This is a genomic window from Phyllobacterium bourgognense, from assembly GCF_003337575.1.
GTDB classification, from domain to species: domain Bacteria; phylum Pseudomonadota; class Alphaproteobacteria; order Rhizobiales; family Rhizobiaceae; genus Phyllobacterium; species Phyllobacterium bourgognense.
On sequence record NZ_QPJM01000003.1, the window covers coordinates 432232 to 454951 of the forward strand.

General features: G+C 56.4%; 24 protein-coding genes. 9 read left to right on the forward strand and 15 right to left on the reverse strand.

The features are described from left to right. Positions 1-4: 4 nt before the first annotated feature. Positions 5-145: a hypothetical protein gene (locus tag C7476_RS28115; protein ID WP_181872384.1), complete on the reverse strand. Its 141-nt coding sequence runs from the start codon at positions 143-145 to the stop codon at positions 5-7. A gap of 186 nt (positions 146-331) precedes the next feature. On the opposite strand from C7476_RS28115, the gene coaD reads away from it, so the two are divergent. The 5 genes from coaD to tgt are packed head-to-tail and all read left to right on the forward strand — an operon-like array spanning position 332 to position 4186. Next, the gene (gene coaD, locus C7476_RS08580) at positions 332-826 is read left to right on the forward strand and encodes a pantetheine-phosphate adenylyltransferase (protein WP_114429407.1); all 495 of its coding nucleotides are present in this window, start codon (positions 332-334) and stop codon (positions 824-826) included. A 14-nt stretch (positions 827-840) separates the two neighbouring features. Next, positions 841-1419, forward strand: coding sequence for a peptidylprolyl isomerase (locus tag C7476_RS08585; protein WP_112526956.1), 579 nt, complete (start codon positions 841-843; stop codon positions 1417-1419). A 35-nt stretch (positions 1420-1454) separates the two neighbouring features. Further along, complete coding sequence (locus C7476_RS08590) at positions 1455-1964, forward strand: peptidylprolyl isomerase (protein WP_114429408.1); 510 nt, start codon at positions 1455-1457, stop codon at positions 1962-1964. A gap of 12 nt (positions 1965-1976) precedes the next feature. Beyond that, entirely contained in the window at positions 1977-3056 is a 1080-nt protein-coding gene (gene queA / locus C7476_RS08595; RefSeq protein WP_114429409.1) for a tRNA preQ1(34) S-adenosylmethionine ribosyltransferase-isomerase QueA, read from the forward strand. Next, positions 3053-4186 (forward strand): tRNA guanosine(34) transglycosylase Tgt, encoded by a 1134-nt coding sequence (gene tgt / locus C7476_RS08600; protein ID WP_114429503.1) that lies wholly within the window; start codon positions 3053-3055, stop codon positions 4184-4186. The genes queA and tgt overlap by 4 nt, the downstream gene beginning before the upstream one ends. Here the strand turns inward: tgt and C7476_RS08605 are convergent, their stop codons facing one another. Next, entirely contained in the window at positions 4187-4765 is a 579-nt protein-coding gene (locus tag C7476_RS08605) for a TetR/AcrR family transcriptional regulator (RefSeq protein ID WP_114429505.1), read from the reverse strand. Positions 4766-4922: 157 nt separating this feature from the next. Here C7476_RS08605 and C7476_RS08610 point away from each other — a divergent pair, with 157 nt between their 5' ends. Both C7476_RS08610 and C7476_RS08615 read left to right on the forward strand, forming a co-directional pair. Then, entirely contained in the window at positions 4923-6296 is a 1374-nt protein-coding gene (locus C7476_RS08610; RefSeq protein ID WP_342633331.1) for an efflux RND transporter periplasmic adaptor subunit, read from the forward strand. Next, positions 6293-9382 carry an efflux RND transporter permease subunit gene (locus C7476_RS08615; RefSeq protein WP_114429410.1) on the forward strand — a complete coding sequence of 1030 codons (3090 nt, stop codon included), beginning with the start codon at positions 6293-6295 and terminating at the stop codon, positions 9380-9382. The genes C7476_RS08610 and C7476_RS08615 overlap by 4 nt, the downstream gene beginning before the upstream one ends. Before the next feature lie 71 nt (positions 9383-9453). On the opposite strand, the gene C7476_RS08620 is transcribed toward C7476_RS08615, so the two are convergent. The 3 genes from C7476_RS08620 to C7476_RS08630 form a co-directional block, all read right to left on the reverse strand. Next, positions 9454-9708: a GlsB/YeaQ/YmgE family stress response membrane protein gene (locus tag C7476_RS08620; protein WP_114429411.1), complete on the reverse strand. Its 255-nt coding sequence runs from the start codon at positions 9706-9708 to the stop codon at positions 9454-9456. A gap of 298 nt (positions 9709-10006) precedes the next feature. Then, positions 10007-10237, reverse strand: coding sequence for a hypothetical protein (locus tag C7476_RS08625; protein WP_114429412.1), 231 nt, complete (start codon positions 10235-10237; stop codon positions 10007-10009). A 42-nt stretch (positions 10238-10279) separates the two neighbouring features. Next, positions 10280-10561, reverse strand: a complete 282-nt coding sequence (locus C7476_RS08630) for an FKBP-type peptidyl-prolyl cis-trans isomerase N-terminal domain-containing protein (RefSeq protein ID WP_245426224.1) — start codon at positions 10559-10561, stop codon at positions 10280-10282. Positions 10562-10866: 305 nt separating this feature from the next. On the opposite strand from C7476_RS08630, the gene C7476_RS08635 reads away from it, so the two are divergent. Both C7476_RS08635 and C7476_RS08640 read left to right on the forward strand, forming a co-directional pair. Next, positions 10867-11583, forward strand: coding sequence for a response regulator (locus C7476_RS08635; RefSeq protein WP_114429413.1), 717 nt, complete (start codon positions 10867-10869; stop codon positions 11581-11583). Then, the gene (locus tag C7476_RS08640) at positions 11580-12992 is read left to right on the forward strand and encodes an ATP-binding protein (protein WP_114429414.1); all 1413 of its coding nucleotides are present in this window, start codon (positions 11580-11582) and stop codon (positions 12990-12992) included. The genes C7476_RS08635 and C7476_RS08640 overlap by 4 nt, the downstream gene beginning before the upstream one ends. Positions 12993-13020: 28 nt before the next feature. Here the strand turns inward: C7476_RS08640 and doeB are convergent, their stop codons facing one another. The 10 genes from doeB to ehuR all read right to left on the reverse strand — a co-directional run bounded on the left by doeB (position 13021) and on the right by ehuR (position 22639). Then, positions 13021-14025, reverse strand: a complete 1005-nt coding sequence (doeB, locus tag C7476_RS08645) for a N(2)-acetyl-L-2,4-diaminobutanoate deacetylase DoeB (RefSeq protein WP_181872385.1) — start codon at positions 14023-14025, stop codon at positions 13021-13023. 8 nt (positions 14026-14033) lie between these two features. Beyond that, positions 14034-15215 carry an ectoine hydrolase DoeA gene (doeA, locus tag C7476_RS08650; RefSeq protein WP_114429416.1) on the reverse strand — a complete coding sequence of 394 codons (1182 nt, stop codon included), beginning with the start codon at positions 15213-15215 and terminating at the stop codon, positions 14034-14036. Positions 15216-15248: 33 nt separating this feature from the next. Then, a complete protein-coding gene (gene eutC / locus C7476_RS08655) occupies positions 15249-16241 on the reverse strand; it encodes an ectoine utilization protein EutC (protein ID WP_114429417.1) in 993 nt (330 codons plus the stop codon). Beyond that, the gene (gene eutB / locus C7476_RS08660) at positions 16229-17230 is read right to left on the reverse strand and encodes a hydroxyectoine utilization dehydratase EutB (RefSeq protein ID WP_114429418.1); all 1002 of its coding nucleotides are present in this window, start codon (positions 17228-17230) and stop codon (positions 16229-16231) included. The genes eutC and eutB overlap by 13 nt, the downstream gene beginning before the upstream one ends. A 3-nt stretch (positions 17231-17233) precedes the next feature. Continuing rightward, positions 17234-18013, reverse strand: a complete 780-nt coding sequence (eutA, locus tag C7476_RS08665; RefSeq protein ID WP_114429511.1) for an ectoine utilization protein EutA — start codon at positions 18011-18013, stop codon at positions 17234-17236. A gap of 11 nt (positions 18014-18024) precedes the next feature. Then, a complete protein-coding gene (gene ehuD, locus C7476_RS08670; protein ID WP_112526986.1) occupies positions 18025-18681 on the reverse strand; it encodes an ectoine/hydroxyectoine ABC transporter permease subunit EhuD in 657 nt (218 codons plus the stop codon). A 9-nt stretch (positions 18682-18690) separates the two neighbouring features. Next, complete coding sequence (ehuC, locus tag C7476_RS08675; RefSeq protein ID WP_114429512.1) at positions 18691-19350, reverse strand: ectoine/hydroxyectoine ABC transporter permease subunit EhuC; 660 nt, start codon at positions 19348-19350, stop codon at positions 18691-18693. A gap of 78 nt (positions 19351-19428) precedes the next feature. Continuing rightward, on the reverse strand, positions 19429-20277 hold the full coding sequence (gene ehuB / locus C7476_RS08680; protein ID WP_114429419.1) for an ectoine/hydroxyectoine ABC transporter substrate-binding protein EhuB: 849 nt from the start codon (positions 20275-20277) through the stop codon (positions 19429-19431). A 53-nt stretch (positions 20278-20330) separates the two neighbouring features. Then, entirely contained in the window at positions 20331-21128 is a 798-nt protein-coding gene (gene ehuA / locus C7476_RS08685) for an ectoine/hydroxyectoine ABC transporter ATP-binding protein EhuA (protein ID WP_114429420.1), read from the reverse strand. A 125-nt stretch (positions 21129-21253) separates the two neighbouring features. Further along, on the reverse strand, positions 21254-22639 hold the full coding sequence (gene ehuR / locus C7476_RS08690) for a MocR-like ectoine utilization transcription factor EhuR (protein ID WP_114429421.1): 1386 nt from the start codon (positions 22637-22639) through the stop codon (positions 21254-21256). Positions 22640-22720 lie beyond the last annotated feature (81 nt).

The window sequence follows — 22720 nt, forward strand, 5'->3', positions numbered from 1 at the left end:
GCGATTAAAGATCGTGGCGGTGATGATAAACACCAAAGCGGGGTGTTCTGAGAGGAGCTTCCCGCTTTTTGCTTTCTTCTATAATCATGACAATCGCGGAAACGATCATCGCAATCATCATGGCAATGCTCAGAAGAATAAACATAAATTTGTCCCTTCGATCTTGCGCTCTTTCATGATTAGCAACGTGCTAACTTCGAAATGGTTTCATCGATTGTCTCACACATAGTTGAGAGAGCCTGAATGCTTGCTGATGAGGGCGTTCATCTCCCGTTCATCTGATCGATTACCGACCATTGAAAGCGCGCAGCAAAACGGCTAGGACACGCTCATGACAATCGCGATCTACGCAGGATCATTCGATCCTATTACCAACGGCCATATGGATGTCCTGCAGGGCTCGCTCCGGCTCGCGGACAAGGTTTTCGTGGCGATCGGCGTTCACCCGGGCAAAGCGCCACTGTTTTCGTTCGAAGAACGCGTCGATCTGATCAAGCGTGTTGCGACTGATGTTTTCGGCAAGGATGGCGAACGGATCGACGTTATCGCATTCGATGGCTTGCTGATCGACGCTGCGCGCAAATATGGGGCGTCCCTGATGGTACGCGGTTTGCGCGATGGGACCGATCTCGACTATGAGATGCAGATGGCCGGAATGAATGGCAAGATGGCGCCTGAGCTGCAAACGGTGTTCCTGCCGGCCGATCCGGCGGTTCGCACCATTACTGCCACATTGGTTCGCCAGATTGCAGCTATGGGCGGCGACGTCCGGCATTTTGTTCCCGCTCTTGTTGCCGACGCGCTCAAGACAAAATTCAAATCCTGACCCCGGAGTTTTCCATGTCCGTATTTCGCACAGCATTGCTCGTTGCTGCCGTCTCGTCCCTGTCGTTTGCAAGTTTGGCGCGTGCAGACGACGCCAACACCATGACGATCAAGCTCAAGGACGGCGACGTCAAGGTCGAGTTGCTCCCCGATCTGGCGCCGAAACATGTCGAGCAGATCAAGGCGCTCGCCAAGGAAGGCGCTTATAATAATGTCGTGTTCCACCGGGTCATTCCAGGCTTCATGGCACAGACAGGTGACGTCCAGTACGGCAATACGGAAAAAGGCTTCAATCCGCAGGCTGCAGGCACTGGCGGTTCGACGCGGCCCGATCTGCCCGCTGAGTTCTCGAAGGAACCTTTCGTGCGCGGAACAGTTGGCATGGCACGTGCCCAAAGTCCAAATTCTGCAAATTCGCAGTTTTTCATCATGTTCAAAGAGTACCCCTCGCTGGATGGCCAATACACAGTCGTTGGCAAGGTGACGAGCGGCATGGATATCGTAGACAAGATCAAGAAGGGCTCGGAGGCAGATAATGGCGCTGTCGACAACCCCGACAAGATGCTCAAGGTCACCGTTGGCGCGGGCAAGTAATCACGCAATTCAATAAAATCAGGAGATTGCCGGATATGGCTTACAAAGATCCAGAAAACACCATCCTTCTCGAAACCACAAAGGGCGATGTCGTAATCGAACTTTATCCGGATCTCGCACCCGGACATGTCGAGCGTATCAAGGAGCTCGCACGGGAAGGCGCCTATGATGGCGTCGTCTTTCATCGCGTAATCGATGGCTTTATGGCGCAAACCGGCGACGTCAAATTCGGCAAACAGGGCGGAAGTTCCTTCAACCCGGGCCGTGCCGGAATGGGTGGTTCGGACAAGCCGGACCTCAAAGCTGAATTCTCCAACGCCAACCATGGCCGCGGTGCTTGCTCGATGGCTCGTTCGCAAAGCCCGAATTCTGCCAATTCGCAGTTCTTCATCTGCTTTGACGATGCAGCATTCCTCAACCGTCAGTACACGGTATGGGGCCAGGTCATCGAAGGCATGGACAATGTCGACAAGATCAAGCGCGGCGAGCCGGTGCAGGATCCCGATTCCATCGTTTCCATGCGCGTTGCCGCAGACGCCGAATAATATTGATGCACCATGCGCGTTGATCTTTTCGATTTCGACCTGCCCGAGGAGAGCATCGCATTGAGACCTGCAGAGCCGCGCGATTCAGCGCGGCTTTTGCTTGTGCGGGCAGACGGTTCCGAGTTCGAGAACAGTAGTGTTCGCAATCTCGGTGATTTTCTCCAGGCAGGCGACGCTCTGGTATTCAACGATACCAAGGTGATACCGGCACAACTTGAAGGCTTTCGCGAGCGCGAAGGTGTGAAGGCGCAAATCGGTGCGACGTTGCACATGCGGACCGGACCTGACCGCTGGAAGGCCTTCCTGCGCCCGGCAAAACGTATCAAGGAGGGTGAGCGGATCGACTTCGGCCACGGTAATAATGCTTGCCTGCTTGGGTCTTTGCAGGCGACTGTCACTGAGAAAGGCGATGCGGGCGAAGCACTGCTGGTTTTCGATTTCAGCGGTGCCGATCTCGATCAGGCAATTGCCGCGGTGGGGCACATTCCGCTGCCACCCTATATCGCTTCAAAACGTGCAGATGATATTCGTGACCGCGAGGATTATCAGACCGTTTACGCCCGGGAAGAAGGTGCCGTTGCTGCGCCGACTGCGGGGCTGCATTTCACACCTGAACTGTTGGATGATCTGAAGAAACGCGGGATCGAAGAGCATTTCGTTACACTGCATGTGGGGGCGGGCACCTTTCTCCCCGTCAAAGCCGACGATACCGCCGATCACAAGATGCACTCGGAGATCGGGACAGTCGATCAGCGCACGGCAGACGCACTTAACGCCGTCAAGGCGCGAGGCGGGCGGATCGTTTCCGTCGGAACGACTTCGCTGCGGCTGCTTGAAAGTGCAACGGGCGAAGACGGCGTTATCAAGCCATGGTCGGGCCCGACGGATATTTTCATTACCCCGGGTTATAAGTTTCGTGCAGTCGACATGCTGATGACGAATTTTCATCTGCCACGTTCCACGCTGTTCATGCTGGTGTCGGCCTTCAGCGGTTTCGAGCGGATGCATGCGGCCTATCAATATGCCGTCAAGAATAACTACCGCTTCTATTCCTATGGCGATGCAAGCCTGTTATGGCGATCCGCATCATGAGCGAAAATTTTGAATTCAAACTGAATGCCACGGATGGCAAGGCGCGCCGCGGCGAAATTACCATGCCGCGCGGGACTGTGCGCACGCCGGCCTTCATGCCGGTTGGCACCGGTGGAACAGTCAAGGCCATGTATATGGACCAGGTGCGTGACCTTGGCGCCGATATCATCCTTGGTAATACCTACCATCTGATGCTGAGGCCGGGCGCCGAGCGCGTGGCAAAACTTGGCGGATTGCATGAGTTTGCGCGCTGGCCCGAGCCGATTCTGACGGATTCCGGCGGATTTCAGGTCATGTCGCTGGCACAATTGCGCAAGCTGACTGAAAGCGGCGTGACGTTTCGCTCGCATATCGATGGCCGCGCGTATGAGATGACGCCAGAGCGCTCGATCGAGATCCAGGGGCTGCTGGATTCGGATATCCAGATGCAGCTCGACGAATGTGTGGCCTTGCCATCGACGCCCAAAGACATCCAGCGGGCTATGGAACTGTCGCTGCGCTGGGCAGAACGCTGCAAGATCGCCTTTGGCAAACAGCCCGGCAAAGCCATGTTCGGCATTGTGCAGGGGGGTGATGTAGCCGATCTGCGTATTCGCTCTGCGCAGGCGCTGACGGGCATGGATCTGAAAGGCTATGCCGTGGGCGGACTGGCGGTCGGTGAGCCGCAAGACGTCATGCTGGAAATGCTCGACGTCACCTGTCCCGAACTCCCGGATGACAAGCCGCGCTATCTCATGGGCGTTGGCACACCGGACGATATCCTGAAATCGGTGGCGCGTGGCATCGACATGTTCGATTGCGTGATGCCAACCCGGGCAGGGCGCCACGGCCTCGCCTTTACCAGGCGCGGCAAGGTCAATCTGCGCAATGCGCGACATGCGGATGATCCGCGTCCCCTAGACGAGGAATCGCCCTGTCCGGCGGCGCGCGACTATAGCCGCGCCTATTTGCATCATCTGGTCAAATCAGGGGAAGCGCTTGGCGCCATGCTGCTGACGTGGAACAATCTTTCCTATTACCAGCAACTGATGCAGGGTATTCGTGACGCTATAGAATCGAGCAATTTCAATCGCTTCACGGAAGAAACTCAAGTCACGTGGGCGCGGGGCGATATACCCCTACTTGCGTGATCAAGCGGTAACGGGCTCGTCTGCCGTTTGAGCATCAGCCGGTTCGAACAGGTTCTTTAACCGGTCGATTGCGGCGATCTGTTCATCCTTACTGAGCAGACCCATCTCGAACAATTTCAGGCTGCGTAGCCCCTCAATCGTCAAAAATACCGTCATTGCAAGCGTCGGATCTTCTGCGTTCTCGCGCATACGCTGCAGAAGCTGCTTGTTGTACCGCCGGATCGGCTCAAGAAATCCCGGATCGTTGGCGATGGCCGCAAGAATACCGGAAGGCTCCGGTTCGTTGCAAAGAAACTCTGCCCGATAAACGGCGATGCACGCCAGAACGACGCTGTTAGGGCCGTGATTTCGGGCCGCCTCTTCCTTGCGCAGTGATTCGTCAAACTCCGAAACGTGCTGTTCAACGAGTGCTTCCAGCAGTTTGGCCTTGGTCGGAAACGTATAGAGCAATCCCCCCTTTGAAAGACCCGCTCGCCGTGCCACGGCATCGAGTGACAGGTGCACAGGCCCGACTTCCTTGGCGATTTCGGCCGCCGCCTGCAGGATCTTGTCTTTTGTAGAGAGGGTATCACTCGCCATTCCAACACTTTCGATGTAGGGCATTTATCGCCCGTATTGACATTACCGTCCGGACGGTACAGTACATTGCGCGTGGTCATCAAGTCCACACGATTCAAATTCATATGACAGGCTGGCAGACTTTTGCTGGCCATTGTTTTGTTGGAGCCGCCTTTCCATGATTAAGCGCTACATTGCACCCCTAATCGTTCTAATCCTGATCGCGGTGATCAGTGGATTGGTGTGGACAAAGGCTCCGGAGTTCAAGGGGTACATACTGCCCACGGCAATCGGAATTCTGGTCTTCGTCGGATTGATCTGGGCGCTGTTCCCCAAGATCAAGCGCTACATGATGCCTGCGATCATCCTGATTCTTGTCGTAGCAGTCACTGGCGGCATGGTCTGGTTCAATTTCTTCAGAGATTCGATGATCAAGCAGTTCTTTGCAACCATGCAGCAGCCAGCCGCGCCTGTCTCGACCTATACCGTGAAGCCGGGTGAATGGATGCCGGAAATCGAAGCGATCGGTACGGTAAGCGCGATCCAGGGTGTCGAGCTGTCCGTCGAGGTTGCCGGTATCGTCAAGGACATCCCATTCAAAGCCAACCAGACAGTCGAGAAGGACGCGCCGCTGCTGCAGCTCGACGATGCGATCGAGAAAGCCGATATTGTTGCCGCTCGGGCGCAAGATGTCTTGATGGATCAGACCCTGGCGCGTGCCCGCACGCTCAATACCCGAGGTGTCGGTGCTGTTTCTGCTGTTGACGAGGCGCAATCTGCATCGTTGGCCAAGAAGGCCGAGATTGCCAAATTGCAGGCCGTTATGGATCAGAAGCTGTTGAAGGCACCTTTCAAAGGCACAGTCGGCATCCCGCGCATTGAGCTCGGGCAATATCTGCCAATCGGCACGGTCGTCGTTTCCTTGCAGGATCTCACGACGATGCGCGTGGACTTCACAGTGAATGAGCAGGTCCTCAGCCAGATCAAGATCGGTCAGCCGATCAGACTTGGCCTGACGGATAGTGACATCAATTATGACGGCAAGATCACAGCGATCGAACCTAGAATCGATCCGGCCACAAGGCTTGTTTCGGTGCGAGCGCAGGTCGACAACTCCGAAGGAGAATTGCGCCCAGGTCAGTTTTCCCAGGTTCGGGTGACACTGCCGAAGGAAGAAAATGTCTTCACGCTGCCGCAGACGGCGCTCGTTTCGAGCCTCTATGGCGATTACGTGTACGTCGTTCGTCCTGCTCCGGATGAAACCAAGCCGGCAGATCCAGCAAAACCTGCGGATGCGCCAAAGCCTGCCGACGAGACCGCGTCAACACAACCAGCTTCTGCTGAGAAAAAAGAAGAAAAGCTCATCGTCACGCAGGTTTTCGTCAGACCAGGACGTCGCTCCGGCCTTGTCGTCGAAATAACCAAAGGTCTCAAAGAGGGCGACGTTGTCGTTACGGCGGGCCAGAATCGTTTGAGTCCTGGTGCAGCGGTCAAGATCGCCAATGATGTGAACCCCGCCAGCAAAACAGAATCAGGACTGCCAACAAAATGAATTTCTCAGACATATTCATTCGCCGTCCTGTCCTGTCGACGGTTGTCGCTCTGATGATCATCCTGCTTGGGGCGCAGGGGCTTGTGAACCTTTCGGTGCGCCAGTACCCCAAGGTCGAAGAGACGGTTATCACCATCAAAACCGCCTATGCCGGCGCCAGTGCCGACCTGATGCAGGGCTTTATTTCTGCTCCGATCGCTAAGGCTGTGACCACCACGGAAAACATCGACTACGTGACGTCTTCTTCCGCTCCGTCATCGAGCACGGTGACGGTTCAGATGAAGCTTGGCGCAAATCCTGATGCGGCGTTGACCGAGGTAATCTCCAAGGTCAACCAGGTGCGTGGGGATTTGCCGGAAGAAGCCGACGATCCTGTCATCACCAAGGGTACAGGTCAGGACTTCGCAACGATGTATCTGGCCGTGCAAAACCCGAATATGACGAGTGAGCAGATCACCGAATATCTCGAGCGCGTTATCCAGCCGCGCATGTCGACCATTCAAGGTGTCGCCGACGCTCAGATTTTGGGTGGTCAGGTATTCTCGATGCGCGTGTGGATCGATCCGATCAAGCTGGCTGCCCGCAAGACGACAGCATCGGAAGTCTTGACGGCGATCAACCAGTCGAACTTCCTGTCTGCGCCGGGCAAGATCGAAAATCTTTACACGGCTTCCCCTATCACGTTGAAGACAACGTTGCAGACGCCTGAGGCCTTTGGCGCGATGCCAATCAAATCCGACGGCGACAACATCATTCGTCTGCGCGATGTGGCGCGGGTTGAGCTCGGCGCCGTCAACAAGGACACGATCGTTAGCTTCAATGGAGCCAGTGGTACGTTCCTTGGGATATTCCCGACACCTGCTGCCAACCCCATTGATATGACAGCTGCTGTTCGCAAGGAATTACCATCGATTCAAGCGACCCTTCCCGAAGGCATGCAGCTTTACATGGTCTATGACTCGACGGAGCAGATCAGCTCGTCGATCGAGGAAGTGTTCAAGACCATCGGCGAGGCGGTGTTGATCGTTGTTGCCGTGATTCTGCTCTTCCTTGGATCGTTCCGTTCGGTCATCATTCCGGTCGTAACCATCCCGATATCGCTGATTGGCGTGTGCTTCTTCCTGTTTATGCTCGGTTATTCGATCAACCTGCTCTCGCTTCTGGCGATGGTTCTGGCCATCGGTCTCGTGGTCGACGACGCTATTGTGGTCCTGGAGAATATACATCGTCATATCGAGGAGGGGCTGAGACCGCTTGATGCCGCATTGAAAGGCATGAAGGAAATCACTGGACCAATCGTCGCGATGACCATCACGCTTGCGGCTGTGTTCGCGCCGCTCGGATTTACCGGCGGGCTTACTGGCTCGTTGTTTCGTGAATTCGCGTTCACGCTTGCCGGCGCCGTTATCATCTCCGGTGTGGCCGCTCTGACCGTCTCGCCGATGATGTGCGCGCTCTTGCTGCGGGCAGGTGGGCACAGCCGGTTTCAGCGGATTGTTGACAATAGTTTTGGCTGGCTTGAAGGCGCCTATGAACGACGTGTCGCGGGCTCGCTCAACTTTCGGTTCGTGACCTTGTTCATCGTTGTCGCGCTTGTCGCGTTGACCGGCTTTCTCCTTACCAAGACCAATTCGGAACTTGCTCCCGAAGAAGATTCGGGCGCCCTCTTTGCCATCGTCAATGGTCCGCAATATGCGACGTCGCAGTACACCAAGCTTTACGCGGATCAGATCGATGCCTTGACCAAGGATCTGCCGGAGTTGAAGACACGCTTCAACATTCTGGGCTTCGGCACGACGAATTCCGCCTTCGCCATCTGGGTGTTCAAGGATTGGTCAGAGCGCACCAAATCGCAGGCACAGCTCAAGGCAGAATTGCAAGGCATGATCGGCCCGCTTGCCGGCGTCGAAGCCTTTATCTTTGCGCCTCCGGACTTGCCGGGTACCGGTGGCGGGCTGCCGATTTCAATTATTATCCAGTCAACGGGCCCAGCGGACAAGGTGTTCGAAGTTGCCGAAGAGATCAAGAACAAGGCGCAAGCCTCGGGGCAGTTCATCATCGTTCAAAACTCGCTCTCGTTCAACGCACCGCAAGTGACGGTGACGATCGATCGCGATCGCGCCTCAGCGTTGGGCGTGCCCGTAAGCGATATTGGCCAGACTCTTGGGCTATTGGTCGGTGGCGGCAAGATCTCGAAATTCGATCGGGATTCCAATAGCTACGACATTATCCCCCAGGTGCCGCAGGACTACAGATCGAATCCTGAAAATCTGGGTCAGTACTTCGTCAAGAGTGCATCTGGCGAGATGGTTCCGTTGTCAGCGGTAATCAAGGTCACGGAGAACGCTTCACCGGCCGCCATCGAGCAGTTCAACCAGCTGAATTCGGCGACGATTTCAGCACTGCCGCTGCCGGGTGTTACGACCGGCCAAGGTCTGCAGACCGTTATCGATACGGCGCGCCCCTTGATGCCGGATGGGTTCTTCATGGATTATTCCGGCCAGTCACGCCTGGAAATCGAGCAGGGAAGCACGATCCTTATTGCCTTCCTACTGGCCGTGGTGGTGATTTATCTGGTGCTGGCGGCGCAGTTCGAAAGTTTCCGCGATCCGTTTATCATCATGATGTCGGTACCGCTTTCGATTTTCGGTGCGATCGTGCCGCTCAATCTGGGGCTCGGCACGCTCAACATCTATACGCAGGTCGGTCTGATCACCTTGGTGGGACTGATTACCAAACATGGTATCCTGATGGTGGAATTTGCCAATCAGCAGCGTGAACTACACGGTATATCGCGGCATGACGCAATCATCCTTGCGGCGAAGACCCGGCTTCGTCCGATTCTGATGACGACTGCGGCCATGGCTCTGGGTGTTATACCGCTCATCACAGCCACTGGTGCCGGTGCCGCAGCGCGCTATTCGATCGGTCTGGTGATCTTCTCCGGCATTCTTGTCGGGACAGTCTTCACCCTATTCGTCGTGCCGATGTTCTACACCTTCATTTCCAAGAAGGATGTAAAAGCTGAAGCAACGACGGGGGTTCCCGACGCGGGAGGGGCCGCCCCGCAGGTGAGCCACACCTAGCAAGGTGTTTCACTGCCAAATAAAAAGCCTCCGAACTATCAAGTTCGGAGGCTTTTTCATACCTATTGAAATCAGGCCCGTTTAACGGCGCGAAGGATAAAGAGAAGAATGACCGCTCCCACCGTAGCGGCGATGATGGCGCCTATGATGCCGCTGCCGAGCGAGATGCCGAGCCTCGGAAAGAGATATCCTGCAATAAAGGCACCGATAACGCCGACCACCAGGTCACCCACGAGGCCGAAACCGCCTCCGCGCACGAGCTGGCTCGCGAGCCATCCCGCTATCAACCCCACCAAAAGAAAAATAAGAAGACTTTCTCCGCCCATAGCCAATTCTCCACAAAACCGGTTGTCGGAGCACAATCCCGACGGGACTATGTTCCATTCAATGTTGTGCGTCCGATTTGAACGCACGGCGCAGTCAGATGCTCCACCGGCCCCGGATTCTTGATCCATGCATGGCCAAGAGAATCACCAGCTCGATTTTACGATGGGACGTGGGATTTGAATAACGAAAGTTTGCAAATGAAGTTTAGACTTTGGCACTATCAAAAAACTATGCCGGCTATGGTTCTCCCACGACCGGCACAGTGTCTGCTACAATATGATCTCTTGCTTGCAGAAATTATTGCGCAGGAGCAGGAGCAGTTGACTCAGCAGGCTTTACGGCCTTCTTCTTGGCGGACATCTTGTGCACCTTCTTGACAGGCTTGTGAACCTTTTTCACGGTTGTCGTCGTATCTGGGGTAGTTGCCGTTGTTGCAGTAGGGGCGGCATTGGCGCTGGAAGCGATAACCGGAGCCGAAACAGCGAGGGCAACGGCGAGACCGAGAGCTGTATAGAGGGACTTTTTCATTGGTCAGTTTCCTTTCGATGCGGGCCTGTGTGATACAGTCGGTCAGTCGTCAACCGGCTGCACACCAAGCAGCTTCAAAGCCTGGGCATACGATCTGATCCCCTGCGCCTGCTTGTTGCTTGCACAGAACCTCGTTCCCGTTTTTTGAAGTGCTTTCGCCTTGGCTGCCCGTTTTGCCTCGGCGTGTTCCGTCATTGCGTGTTGAACTTGTTGCTGGAGTTTGCCGCACAACTCTGTGCGGGTGAGTGTCTCTGCTGCCATTGACTGCTCGATTGGTGCGATGGATACCATCGCACCTGTCAGGACGATTGTCGAAATGGTCAATATGTTCCGCATAAGAGCCATTTGAGTTACGAAGAAATCCTGTTTCGACCAGTCAACCACGAGTTGACGGGCTTTTTATCCGACGTGAGTGTTGCCTCAGTTTTTCTGATTTGTGGTGTTTTGTTTCTGCAATGTAACAAGACACGAAACGACAGAATTTTGCCCGCTTCGCCAGTCATTCCATATTCCGGCTTTGCTGTTCGATCCAAAGAATTACATGGCTTCCACAATGGATCGTGCGTAAAAACAACGGGTTGACCGCGCCTCATGGCTGGGCGCAAAACGATCGTCATCAGGAACTGAGCATGAAATCTGACGCGCATATTCTGATTGTCGATGACGACGAAGCCATTCGCGATCTCCTGCATGAGTTTTTGAAGAAGCGGGGAATGCATGTCTCGGTTGCACGAGACAGCGAGGAAATGCAGGAAGTCCTTTCCCGCACGCCCATAGATCTTCTCATTCTGGATGTGATGCTTCCTGGCAAAAGTGGCATGGAAATTTGCAGGGAAATCCGGATGCATTCCCGTATCCCGATCATCATGCTGACTGCCGTCACAGAAACCACTGACCGGGTGGTCGGGCTCGAAATGGGTGCGGACGATTACGTCTCCAAGCCGTTCGATCCGAGGGAGCTACTGGCGCGGGTCAGGGCAGTGCTGCGCCGTCTCGATACATCCGGTCCTGACCGGCGCCTCGAACCGACGGTCTACAAATTCGCCGGCTGGACTATGGACTGCTCGCGGCGGCGGCTTGTGTCTCCAGATGCAGTGCGCGTAGAACTGACGACGGCAGAGTTCAATCTTCTGGAAACATTGGTCAAAAGCGCCCAGCGCATGTTGAGCCGCGACCAGCTGCTGGAATTGGTGGGCAACAACGCGGCCTATGGTTATGACCGCAGCATCGATATTTTGGTCAGCCGCCTTCGCCGCAAGATGGAAGACGATTCCCGTTCGCCGAAATTGATCCTGACGATCCGTGGTGGCGGCTATCAATTCGTTCCCGAAGTCAGTGCGGAATGAAACGGTTTCTGCCCCAGTCGCTGCCGAGTTGGATCCTGCTCATCCTGATTGCCAGCCTGCTTACAACGCAGGTTGCAACATTATCGATCGTCTCTCGTGATCGTGCTGAAAACAACAATGTGCTCGAACTCTTCCGCTTGAGCGAACGCGCATATACGCTCGTCAAGGTGCTCTACGCCGCGCCGCCATCCGAGCGACCACTTCTGGCGAGCGCTTTGTCGAACACTGCCAATCCTGTCGCCATGTCCGACGAGCCGGCTGTGACATCGGCCATCGCTTCGGACGATAGCCTTGCCGAGCTCGAAGATGTGCTGGTTGCGCGATTGTCCGCGTTCGGAGTGATCGACGCCCGGATTCGCCGCGCATCGAATCGGCCGTCCAGCAGACCTGCAACCAACCCCAGCGCACCTGACCCCGATGTCGGTATTGTGGAGCGCCAGCTTTCTGATATCGCGGAGGATTTCAGCCAAAGTGACGGGCTCGCGGCCTCGATCAAGTTCAAGGATGGGCAATGGTTGAACTTCGTCACGCCGATCGCACCGGAGCCCCCGATCTTTACCGCGCAGACGCTGCCTCTATTTGGTTCTGTCGCCGCGGTGGTCATTGCAATGTCTATCTGGGCGATGCGCCGCTTGACGGCGCCGTATCGAGCACTGGAGAGAGCGGTCAAGCGCATCGGCGACGATGTAAAGTCGCCGCCACTGCCCGAATTTGGCAGCAGCGAGTATAAATCGGCAGCGCGAGCGGTGAACGCGATGCAGGCGCAATTGAAGGAATATGTTGCCGACCGTGAGCAGCTTGCTGCCGCGCTGGCGCATGACCTGCGCACGCCGTTGACCCGTATTCGCCTACGCCTCGAACTGCTGCGGAAATCGCCGTTGCGCCAATCCCTCACACACGATCTGAACGATATCGAAGCCATATCCCGCTCCGTTATCGACTTTGCCACCTATGAAATCGTCGATGAAGAGCAGGAGAAGATCGACTTCTGGTCGTTGGTTGACTCGGTTGCGGATGGTTTTCCGCAGGCATCCTTCGACAAAACCAGCCATGCGTCGCGTGGTCTGATCTGCATGGGCCGTCCAATCGCGCTGCGGCGCTGTGTAACAAACCTCGTTAACAATGCGGTGACGTACGGCGAAAAGGCGCACATCAGCCTCGCGCAAAGTGGTGCTGACATTTTGCTGACCATCCGAGACGAAGGGCCGGGCATTCCGCAGGCCAAGCTCTACGAGGTGTTCCAGCCGTTCCGGCGGGTCGAAGGCTCCCGTAACCGGCAGACTGGTGGATTTGGTCTGGGCCTGACCATCGCGCGCAATATCGCGCGACGCAGCGGTGGAGATATCACGCTCGCGAATGATGCAGACGGCGGACTAAGAGCCGAACTGCGGATTCCGCGCTCGATTTGATGCGGTGTGCCGAAAAGCGGCTGGAAATTCAGTCGACAGTGCCTACGACTGCCACACAGTCGCCCGGTTTGACCAAGCCCGGAAAATGACGTGCGGCAAGGAGCCCGGTGAGCTTCGTTCGGATTTCAGCCGGAGCAATGCCGGTACGACCGATCGGATGGATCCGAGCGATCACTTGTCCCTCTTTAACGGAATCCCCCAAATCGACCATCGTTTCGATCAGCCCTTCATCCTCGGCGAAGGAGAAGCAATCACGCGACGGCATATCGAGCCAGCGCGTGTCACGGTGGTCGATCTTGCCACTGACGATGCCCGCATGACGCAAGACATTCATCGCTCCCCGTTTGGCGATGGCAACTGTTTCGGCGCGAGCCGTACCGCCGCCACCAAGTTCGGTGGTGACGAACACCTTGCCCATTTCCTCCACCGTCGTGTCGTACATGCCGACCGCGTCGATTTCGAGCATGCGCATCGACCATGGTGCCGAGAATGCCTTGACGGCATCGAAGCCTTTGGCCTCCTGCACTTTGTCAGGCAGGATATGGGCGGCCGCGAAGGGTACGAAATCGAGTGTCCTGCCACCAGAATGGAAATCAAGCACAACATCGGCGCGCGGCAACAATTCGCGGGTGAAATAGTCGGCGATCTTCTGGGTTACCGTGCCATCCGGTTTTCCCGGATAGCTGCGATTCATATTACCCCTGTCGATCGGCGACGTGCGCGTCCCGGCGCGAAACGCTGGATAATTCATCGCCGGAACGATGATGACCGTACCGCCGACCCGGCCCACGTCGAGCGTGCGGGCAAGGTCGAAGAGGGCGATCGGTCCTTCATATTCATCGCCGTGATTGCCGCCAGTCAGCAGCGCCGTAGGCCCGTTGCCATTGCGGATGACTGCGATGGGTATCATGACAGATCCCCAGGCGGAATCATCGCGGCTATAGGGCAACCGCAAAAAACCGTGCTGCACACCTTGCTTGTCCAGATCGACGGTAGGTGTGATGGGCGACGGCCGCAGGGTTTTTGACTGCATGACAGGCCTCAGTTCTTGACGAAGAGTTTGCGTGGCACATTGGCAAGGCATTCGACGCCAGTGTCGGTGATCAAGATGCTTTCGGTGATTTCAAGCCCCATGGTTTCGAGCCACAAACCGGTCATGAAATGGAACGTCATGCCTGGCTTGAGTTCGGTCCTGTCGCCCGGACGCAGGCTCATGGTGCGCTCGCCCCAATCCGGCGGATAGGAGATGCCGATCGGATAGCCGGTGCGGTTATCCTTGACGATGCCGTATTTCTTCAAGACGCCAAAGAATGCATTGGCAATATCCTCGCAGGCATTGCCCGGCTTCGCTGCAGCGAGACCAGCTTCCATGCCTTCGAGAGTGGCTTTCTCTGCGTCCAGAAATTCCGTGGTGGGTTTGCCCAGAAACACCGTGCGCGAAAGGGGAACATGGTAGCGGTTGTAGCAGCCGGCGATCTCGAAAAAGGTGCCTTCGCCGACCTTCATCGGCTTGTCGTCCCACGTAAGGTGGGGCGCCGAAGCGTCTGCACCGGAAGGCAGCAGGGGCACGATAGCGGGGTAATCACCGCCGAAATCATCGGTTCCACGGATGCCAGCATCATAAATCTCGGCGACCAGATCGCATTTGCGCATGCCCGGCTCGATTTTGTCGACGATGCGCTGGTGCATAAGCTCAACGATACGGGCGGCCTTGCGCATGTATTCAATTTCAGTCGGGCTTTTCACTGCGCGCTGCCAGTTTACGAGCGCAGTGCCGTCAACGAAGCGAGCGTTCGGCAGATGTTTCTGCAAGGACGCGAATGCGGCGGCGGAGAACCAGTAATTGTCCATCTCGACGGCAATGGTCAGCTTGTCCCAACCACGCTCCGCAATGATTTTCGACAGATAATCCATTGGATGGCGTTCGGTGGACTGAACATAATTATCCGGATAACCAACGATGTTGTCGGTGGAAAGATAAGCCGTGCGCTTCGCACCGTTGGCATCCTGGCCCCGACCATACCAGATCGGCTCGCCTTCCGGCGGTATCAACACGGCCTGGTGCACATAGAAAGACCAGCCATCATATCCCGTCAGCCACGCCATATTGGACGGATCGCTGCAGATCAGAAGATCAATGCCGCGCTTTTGCATTGCCGCGCGGGTCTTCTGCAATCTTTCGGCGAATTCCTGCCGCGTGAATTTGAGATTTGGCTCTGTCATATCAGTTTCCTCATGCTTGGGCCGAAGCCCATATCAACTTTCGAAATTCGTTCCAGCGTTCGACTGTCTGGCGCGATCACGGGCAAGTGTTGCGATGGCGGTATCCTGCACGCCGGTGCCGGTCAGATCGGCGATAGTGATTGCCTCTTGTGACTGCCTGCCTTTTGCCGAACCGGCGATGACAGAACCGAGCTCTGAGAAGGTCGCGTGGGCCTTTACCAGTCCCGATTCGATGGCGTGATGAAGTTCACCTAGACGGCGTGTCTGCTTGAGGCTATCGGCGACGTAGAGATCGGCTTTGGCTATGATGGCTGGATCGAGCTCGTTCTTGTGCTCGGCGTCAGAACCCATGGCGGTGATGTGCTGGCCTGGCTGCAGCCAGGTCGATTGCAGGATTGGCTGGGACGAGGGCGTTGTCGTCACGACGATATCCGCGTCGCGAACAGCCTTTTCCGGATCAGCTATAGCGCTGACGGCGATACCAAGCTTTTCAGTGAGCTCGTTTGCCGCCAATTGGGCTTTGTTGATGTCGCGGGCCCAGATCCACGCCTGCTTGATTGGACGAACCAAAGTCAATGCCTCGAGTTGCAGGCGCGCCTGAACACCGGCTCCGAATATAGCGGCGACACTGGATTCGGGCCGCGACAGATGCTTTGCCGCAACTGCGCCCGCAGCTGCCGTGCGTATATCGGTGAGATAGCCATTGTCGAGCAACAGGGCTTCGACCAGACCGGTGCGGCTGCTGAGCAGAACCATCATGCCGTTGACGCTGGGCAGGCCGAGCTTGGGATTATCAAAGAAACCGGGGCTGATCTTGATGGCGAAACCATCGATACCCGGAACATACGCCGTCTTCACATCGACTTCACCTCGATGTTCAGGAATGTCGAGCCGCAAGATAGGCGGCATGGCGACAGCCTTGGTCGCCAAGGCTTCGAACGCAGATTCCACGCAGGCAATAGCGTCGAGATCGAGTGACACGATCTTGCGTAGATCCTCTTCGGTAAGAATCGTCATGAGGGGCATGGTTCGGCCCTTTCGTTGATATCCGCACAGACGATGCGCCGATGCTGTTCCATGTCGACATTGCGGCCGGAAAGAATGGCGACGACAGGTCCCTTGGCCTTGATTTTTCCCGCGAGCAGCGCACCGATGCCGACAGCCGCCGCGCCTTCGATGATTTCGCGCTCCTGCATGTAGGCGTGAGCCATGCCAGCAGCGATTTCATCCTCGGAGAGCAGGATCACATCATCGAGCAGGTCACGGACCATCGCGAAGGTGAAGTGGTTATCAATGCCGATCCCGCCGCCAAGCGAATCCGCCAGACTTTCACTTTCTTCGACAAGCACAGGCTTGCCAGCATCAAGGCTGGCACGCATGGCGGCGCCGCGGTCCATCGAAATACCGACGATCTTCGCGGCAGAACGTTTGGCCTTGACCGCCGCCGCAACGCCGGAGGCCAGACCGCCGCCTGATACCGGAACGAGTACGGTGTCGACGTCTGGAACGTCGTCAATGATCTCGAGACCGAGTGTGCCTTGCCCGGCAATGATCGAAGCGTTGTCAAAAGGCGGCACCATGGTGAGGCCGCTCTCCCGTACAAGCCGGTCTACTTCCTCCTGCGCATCATCCTGCGATTTGCCAATGATGCGGATCTCGGCGCCAAGACGGCGAATCTCATCCACCTTGTTCTGCGGGACAAGTCGCGACATGCAAATGATGGCGTGTACGTCTTCCAGATGAGCGGCATAGGCGAGGGCGCGGCCATGGTTTCCCGTGGATGCTGCGACCACGCCTCGTTGCTTTTCGGCTACGGAAAGCTGGCTCAAGGCATTGGTAGCACCGCGCAGCTTGAAACTGCCGGTAGTTTGGCGGTGTTCGAGCTTGAGAAAGACCGGCAGGCCTGTCATTTCCGATAAGGATACCGAGTTGGCAGTAGGTGTGCGCACCACCTTGCCCGCAAGCGCGTCGCACGCTTTCTCAATCTCGGCAATGGTCACCAGTTTGTCGGTCATCGGTCACCAACCGGCCATGGATTGAGTCATCAGACTGCCCCATTCCGGATGAGGCATAAGATCATCGCATATGCGTAGCGTTGCCCAGGCAGTTGCAAGATTGCTGCTGACAACAGGTTTTCCGATTGCCTGTTCGATGGCGAATGCAACGCCCGCCGCCCGCACTGCCGTACACGAAATGAACAGCGCGTCAGCATCGCTCGCCATGGCTTCTTGAGCAGCGGAAATCAGCGATGGTGGACTGATCCGCGCCATCTCGCGATCATCGTCGAGACCAAAACAGGTGAAACTCGCAACGTCGAAACCTTTGGCCGCAAAATAACTCGCCATGGGTGTGCTGGTTTCGATCGTGTAGGGCGTGAGAATGCTGATGCGTTTTGCATCGAGCGCCTGCAATCCGCGCACGGCGGCCAGCGGCGGGGTTACAACCGGCACGCCGGGCTTGGCAAGGTTGATTGCGGCTTCGATCTCCTCGTCGCCGATCACGACAGAAGCCGAGGTACAGGAATAGCAAATCACATCGAGATCTTCGCCCGGCAGGATGAGGCTTGCGCCTTCGGTAAGCGAAGGCTGCATGCGCCGCAGATTGTCGGGCGTGGTCGGGTTCGCATAGGGAATGCGCGCGGTATAAAGACCGATGCGATCACTCGCCACCATGCGCTGAAAATCCGGTTCGGTCGTGTGATCCGTAGCAAGGATGACAAGCCCGACGCGTTTGCTGAGCGGGCGATCGTCAAAATCCAGTGCCATGGCGGTTTGGCGGATCGTAGGGAAGGCGTCCATGATCATGCTCCTCAGTCGATCCTGCCATAACGGCGTTCCAGCCAACGCAGCCCGACGACGGAAATCAGGCTGATGACGAGGAAGAACGCTCCGACGAGCGTGATCGGCTCAATATAGCGGTAGTTGTAGTTGGCGATGCTGCGCGCCTGATTCATCAGTTCAAGTACCGTAATAGCAGACAGAAGGGGCGTTTCCTTAAACATGGCAATGAAGTAATTGGCGAGGGCAGGGATCATGGGCGGTAGCGCTTGTGGTAAGATGACCTGTGTCCAGGTCTGCCAAGCGTTGAGATTACATGCCTTGGCTGCTTCCCACTGTCCGCGCGCAACGTTATCGATGCCGGCGCGGTATACTTCGGCAGTATAAGTTCCGTAGTGCAGACCGAGACCGATTACGCCGGCCACGAGTGGAGAGAGTGTCAGTCCAAGATCCGGTAGCACGTAGAAGATGAAATAAAGCTGTACCAGCAGAGGTGTTCCGCGAATGAACTCCGCAACGAAGCCCATTGGCCTCGAAATCAGTTTGTTCTTTGATCGGCGAACGATAGCGATGGCAAGCCCAACAATCGCAGCCAGTATGTATCCAAGCACCGTCGCGAGGATGGTGATCTTCGCGCCCTCGATGAGGGTCGGAAGAATTTGAATGACGAAAGCCCAATCCCATTCCATCGCTGCCTCCTATGACCTGATGCCGTCAAGGCCGCGCGTCAGGTGACGCTCGAGGCCGCGAATGGCGAAGGAGATGACGCAGGCGATGGCAAAATAGAGAATGAGAATTGTCAGGAACGGAAACAGCGTGCTGCCCGTCTGCGCCCGTACCACTTGTGCCTGAAACGTCATGTCTGACAGAGAGATGAGGGAGACCACAGCCGACGCTTTCAGGAGTTCGATGGCATTGTTGCCGAACGTTGGGAGCATCAGCACGAAAGCCTGCGGCAAGATCACGTTGCGAAGGCCCTGCCAACGATTGAAATTGAGCGCGGTGCAGGCCTCATATTGTTCCTTACCAATGGATTTGACAGCGCCGCGCACCACTTCAGCAGCATAAGCCCCGACGTTGAGGCCAAGCGCGAGGACACCGGCTTGCAAGGGCGTCAGCGTGAAGCCGAAGAGCGGTAGCACGAAATAGGCCCAGAACAGCTGAACGAAGATCGACGTGCCGCGAAAAAATTCGATATACGCGGTCGCGAGCCAGCGCACTGGCGCAAAGCGCGATAAACGCCCGAGACCCGCCAGGAATGCCATCACGAGCGCCAGCGCCGAACCCATCAGCGTCAGCTTGATGGTCACGACAGCACCGTCGAGAATGAGTTGCAGATAGCCGGCCCATTGGCCCATCGCTACGCCACCTTTGCTGGAATTGCAGAACATGGGACCGCTTCGCTGTTAACGAAGCGGTCGAAGACTCGCGCGGAACTACTTGGCTGCGCAGAGCTTTTCGCGGGTGGTGGACATCGCTGCCTTTGCCGAGAAACCATAGGGCTCGATGATCTTGGCGAATTCGCCCGACGTCTTCATCTCAGCGAGAACCTTGTCGAACTCGTCGCGAAGCGCCGTGTCACCCTTGCGGAATGCCGCCCCATCGCAATAGACCGGAGCGCCCTGCACGGGAGCGATAACTTCGAGATTCGGGTCATTGGCTTTCTTGACCAGATCATTGATCGACAAGACCGGCAGCGAATAGGTGTCGATACGGCCGTCTTGCAGCATTTTCAGGCCGCTCTGGCCATCCGGAACAACAATCACGCGCTCACGCGGTACACCGGCCTCGAGTGCAAGACGTTCTTCGGTGCCGCCGCCCGGTGCGCCAATGGTTGCCTTTTCATCCTTAGCGATATCGGCATAGCTCTTGAAGCCTTTTGGATTGCCCTTCTTCACCAGGAATGCTTCCGCATCACAAAGGATCGGCTCGGAATAGGCCACGGCATTACAACGCTCCGGCTTCATGAAAAGACCGGCAGTGACGACATCATGACGTCCAGCCTGAAGGCCGGGGATCATTGCACCATACTCAGAGATAGACGCCACGACGTCGTTGACGCCGAGCTTCTTGAACACTGCGCGAGCAACATCCGGGGCGGCGCCAGATACGGTGCCGTCTGCCTTGACGGCCGTGAATGGAGGTTCATTGGCGATGGCGATGCGGGCAAAGCCCTGCGCCTTCAGCTTGTCGAGTGCTTCGTCCGCCTTGGCAGGCAAGGACGACACGAGGGCCGAAAGTGCCACCGCTCCAAGCAATGCGTTGATGATTGATAGTTTGGTCATGTTCCCAGCTCCTTTGGTTTTTCTTGTGTTGCTAATCGTCGGGGTTCCCGTCTTCAGACGCGGTGACCGGCGGCGATGATCTTCTTCAGGAAGGCCTGCGTCCTTTCCTGTTTGGGATGGCGGAAGATTTCGTCGGGTTTGCCGTCCTCGACAATTCGCCCGCGATCGAAAAACAAAACGCGATCGGCGAAGTCGTGGGCAAAGCCCATTTCGTGGGTCACCAGAAGCATCGTCATGTCGGTTTCCCGGCAAAGCTTCCAGAGAACATTCAGCACCTCCTCGACCAATTCAGGATCGAGTGCGGAGGTGACCTCATCGAAGAGCATGATTTTCGGCTTGAGTGCGAGCGCGCGAGCAATGGCGACACGCTGCTTCTGGCCACCGGACAATTGCGAGGGCATGGATTTTGCCTTGTCGGCGAGCCCGACCATATCAAGCAATTCCATGGCGTGGTGTTCGGCATCCTTGCGAGACGCACCTTTTGTCAGCATCGGCGCGAGCGTGACATTGTCGAGGACACATTTGTGCGGGAAGAGATTGAACAGCTGAAAGACCATGCCAATCTTTTCGCGCATCTTGTGCAGATGAGCATCGTCGGCTGGCTGCAACTTGCCGTTGCGCTTCATCTGATAGAGACTGTCGCCATCGACGAGGATCTCACCGCTGTCGATGCCTTCCAGCGTCATGAGAATGCGCAGGATCGTCGTCTTGCCGGACCCGGATGGGCCGATCAAAGCAAGCTTTTCGCGCGGCGCAACGCTAAACGACAGGTCGTTCAGGACTTTGAACGCGCCGAAGCTCTTGTTGATGCCGTTGATCTCGATGATCGGCGCGGTATTCGTTGGGGGCATGCATGTCTCCTTCTGGTTGAGACAGCCTCATGCCTCTAACGATGGGAGACTTATGAAATCATGTCAATTATAAAAATTAAATCATGACAATATAGATGATCGTGCTGAATTTTGAGGCGAGGCGATTAAATCGCGAGCAACAGGTGTTCGAGATCACCACGTAGCAAATTGGCCACGACCGCGAGGCCGGAACGCAATTCCGCTTCTGTCGTCGAGCCGAGAGAAATGCGCACCGCCGGATGCCAGGGATGGTTTGATATGCGAAACGAAGCGCCCGTGGCGATTGCCACACCTTGCAGTCTTGCGTGGGCGACGAAGGCCTCCTCGGTTCGTTCCCCCGTCAGCGGTAACCAGATGTGAAGACTTTGCGGATGCGACAGAAACGGAATGCCGGACAGGACTTCCGATGCTGTGGCGTGCCTTGTGCGAAGCGCTTCGCGTTGCCAATTCACCAATTCGAGGGCCGTACCGTCCGAAACCCACCGCGTTGCGATCTCGGCAACGAGCGGCGTTGCCATCCAGTTCGATACAAGATGACGATTGGCGACGGCAGCGACGTAACGGTCCGGCGCGACGAGATAGCCGATGCGTAATCCTGGAACGACGATTTTTGTGAAGCTGGTGAAATAAAGTGTCCGCTCCGGCGCCAGCGCTGCAATCGGTGGTGGGCGATTCTCGACCAGTGGACCCAGTATATCGCTTTCGATGATCGCTATATCATGCTGGCGTGCAACCTCGACAATGGCGGCGCGCCGCTCGATACCCATCAGAGTTGCAGTAGGATTGATCACGGATGGCTGCACGAAAACCGCGCGAATACCGCTGTCGCGGCAGCAAGCGTCCAGTGCCTCCGGAATAATCCCCTGATCGTCGATCGCCAAACCCTCCAGCGTCAGACCGAGATAGGAAGCGAGTGGCGTCAGTGTGTGATGGCCGATGCCTTCGGTCGCGACCTTCGAGCCGGGCGGTGCAGCGCTCATCAGCGCCACGCTCATGGCGGCAGTCGCGCCGTTGGTCAGGCTGATATTCGAAGCCGGAACATCAAGTCCGCAGGTGCGCAGCCATTCCACCGCAACGGCGCGATGGCGTGGAAACACCACATTCGGACGGAAGGATAGCGCCGAACTTGCAGGCAGGTTCTCGGCAAGCCAGCCAAGCGCCTTTTTCATGCGATCTAGGTGCATGGGCTCGCAGATCGGTTTTAGAATCGAGAGATCAATGACTTCGCCGAGCCGTTCCGGCAGATAGGGCGGATCCGGCTCGCGGCGCAGCGATCGCACGAACGTACCGCGTCCCGTTTCACCGGAAATAAGATTGCGCCGGATCAATTCTTCATAGGCACGGCTCACGGTTTGCACCGAGAGATGCAGATCGTCAGCCATTTGCCGGTGGGTTTGCAGGCGTGCGCCGCTCTCGAGTTTGCCATCGGCGATGGCACGTGCAATCTGTTCGGCCAGCGAGAGGTAGGCCGGACGGCGGAGGGTTGTCGGATCGGGGCGCCAAAATGTCATGATTTATAAGTGATCCAAGTCAGTGCAATTGACAATCGAAAAATCACAACGTCATGGTTATTGGATTAATTTTAAACAGGC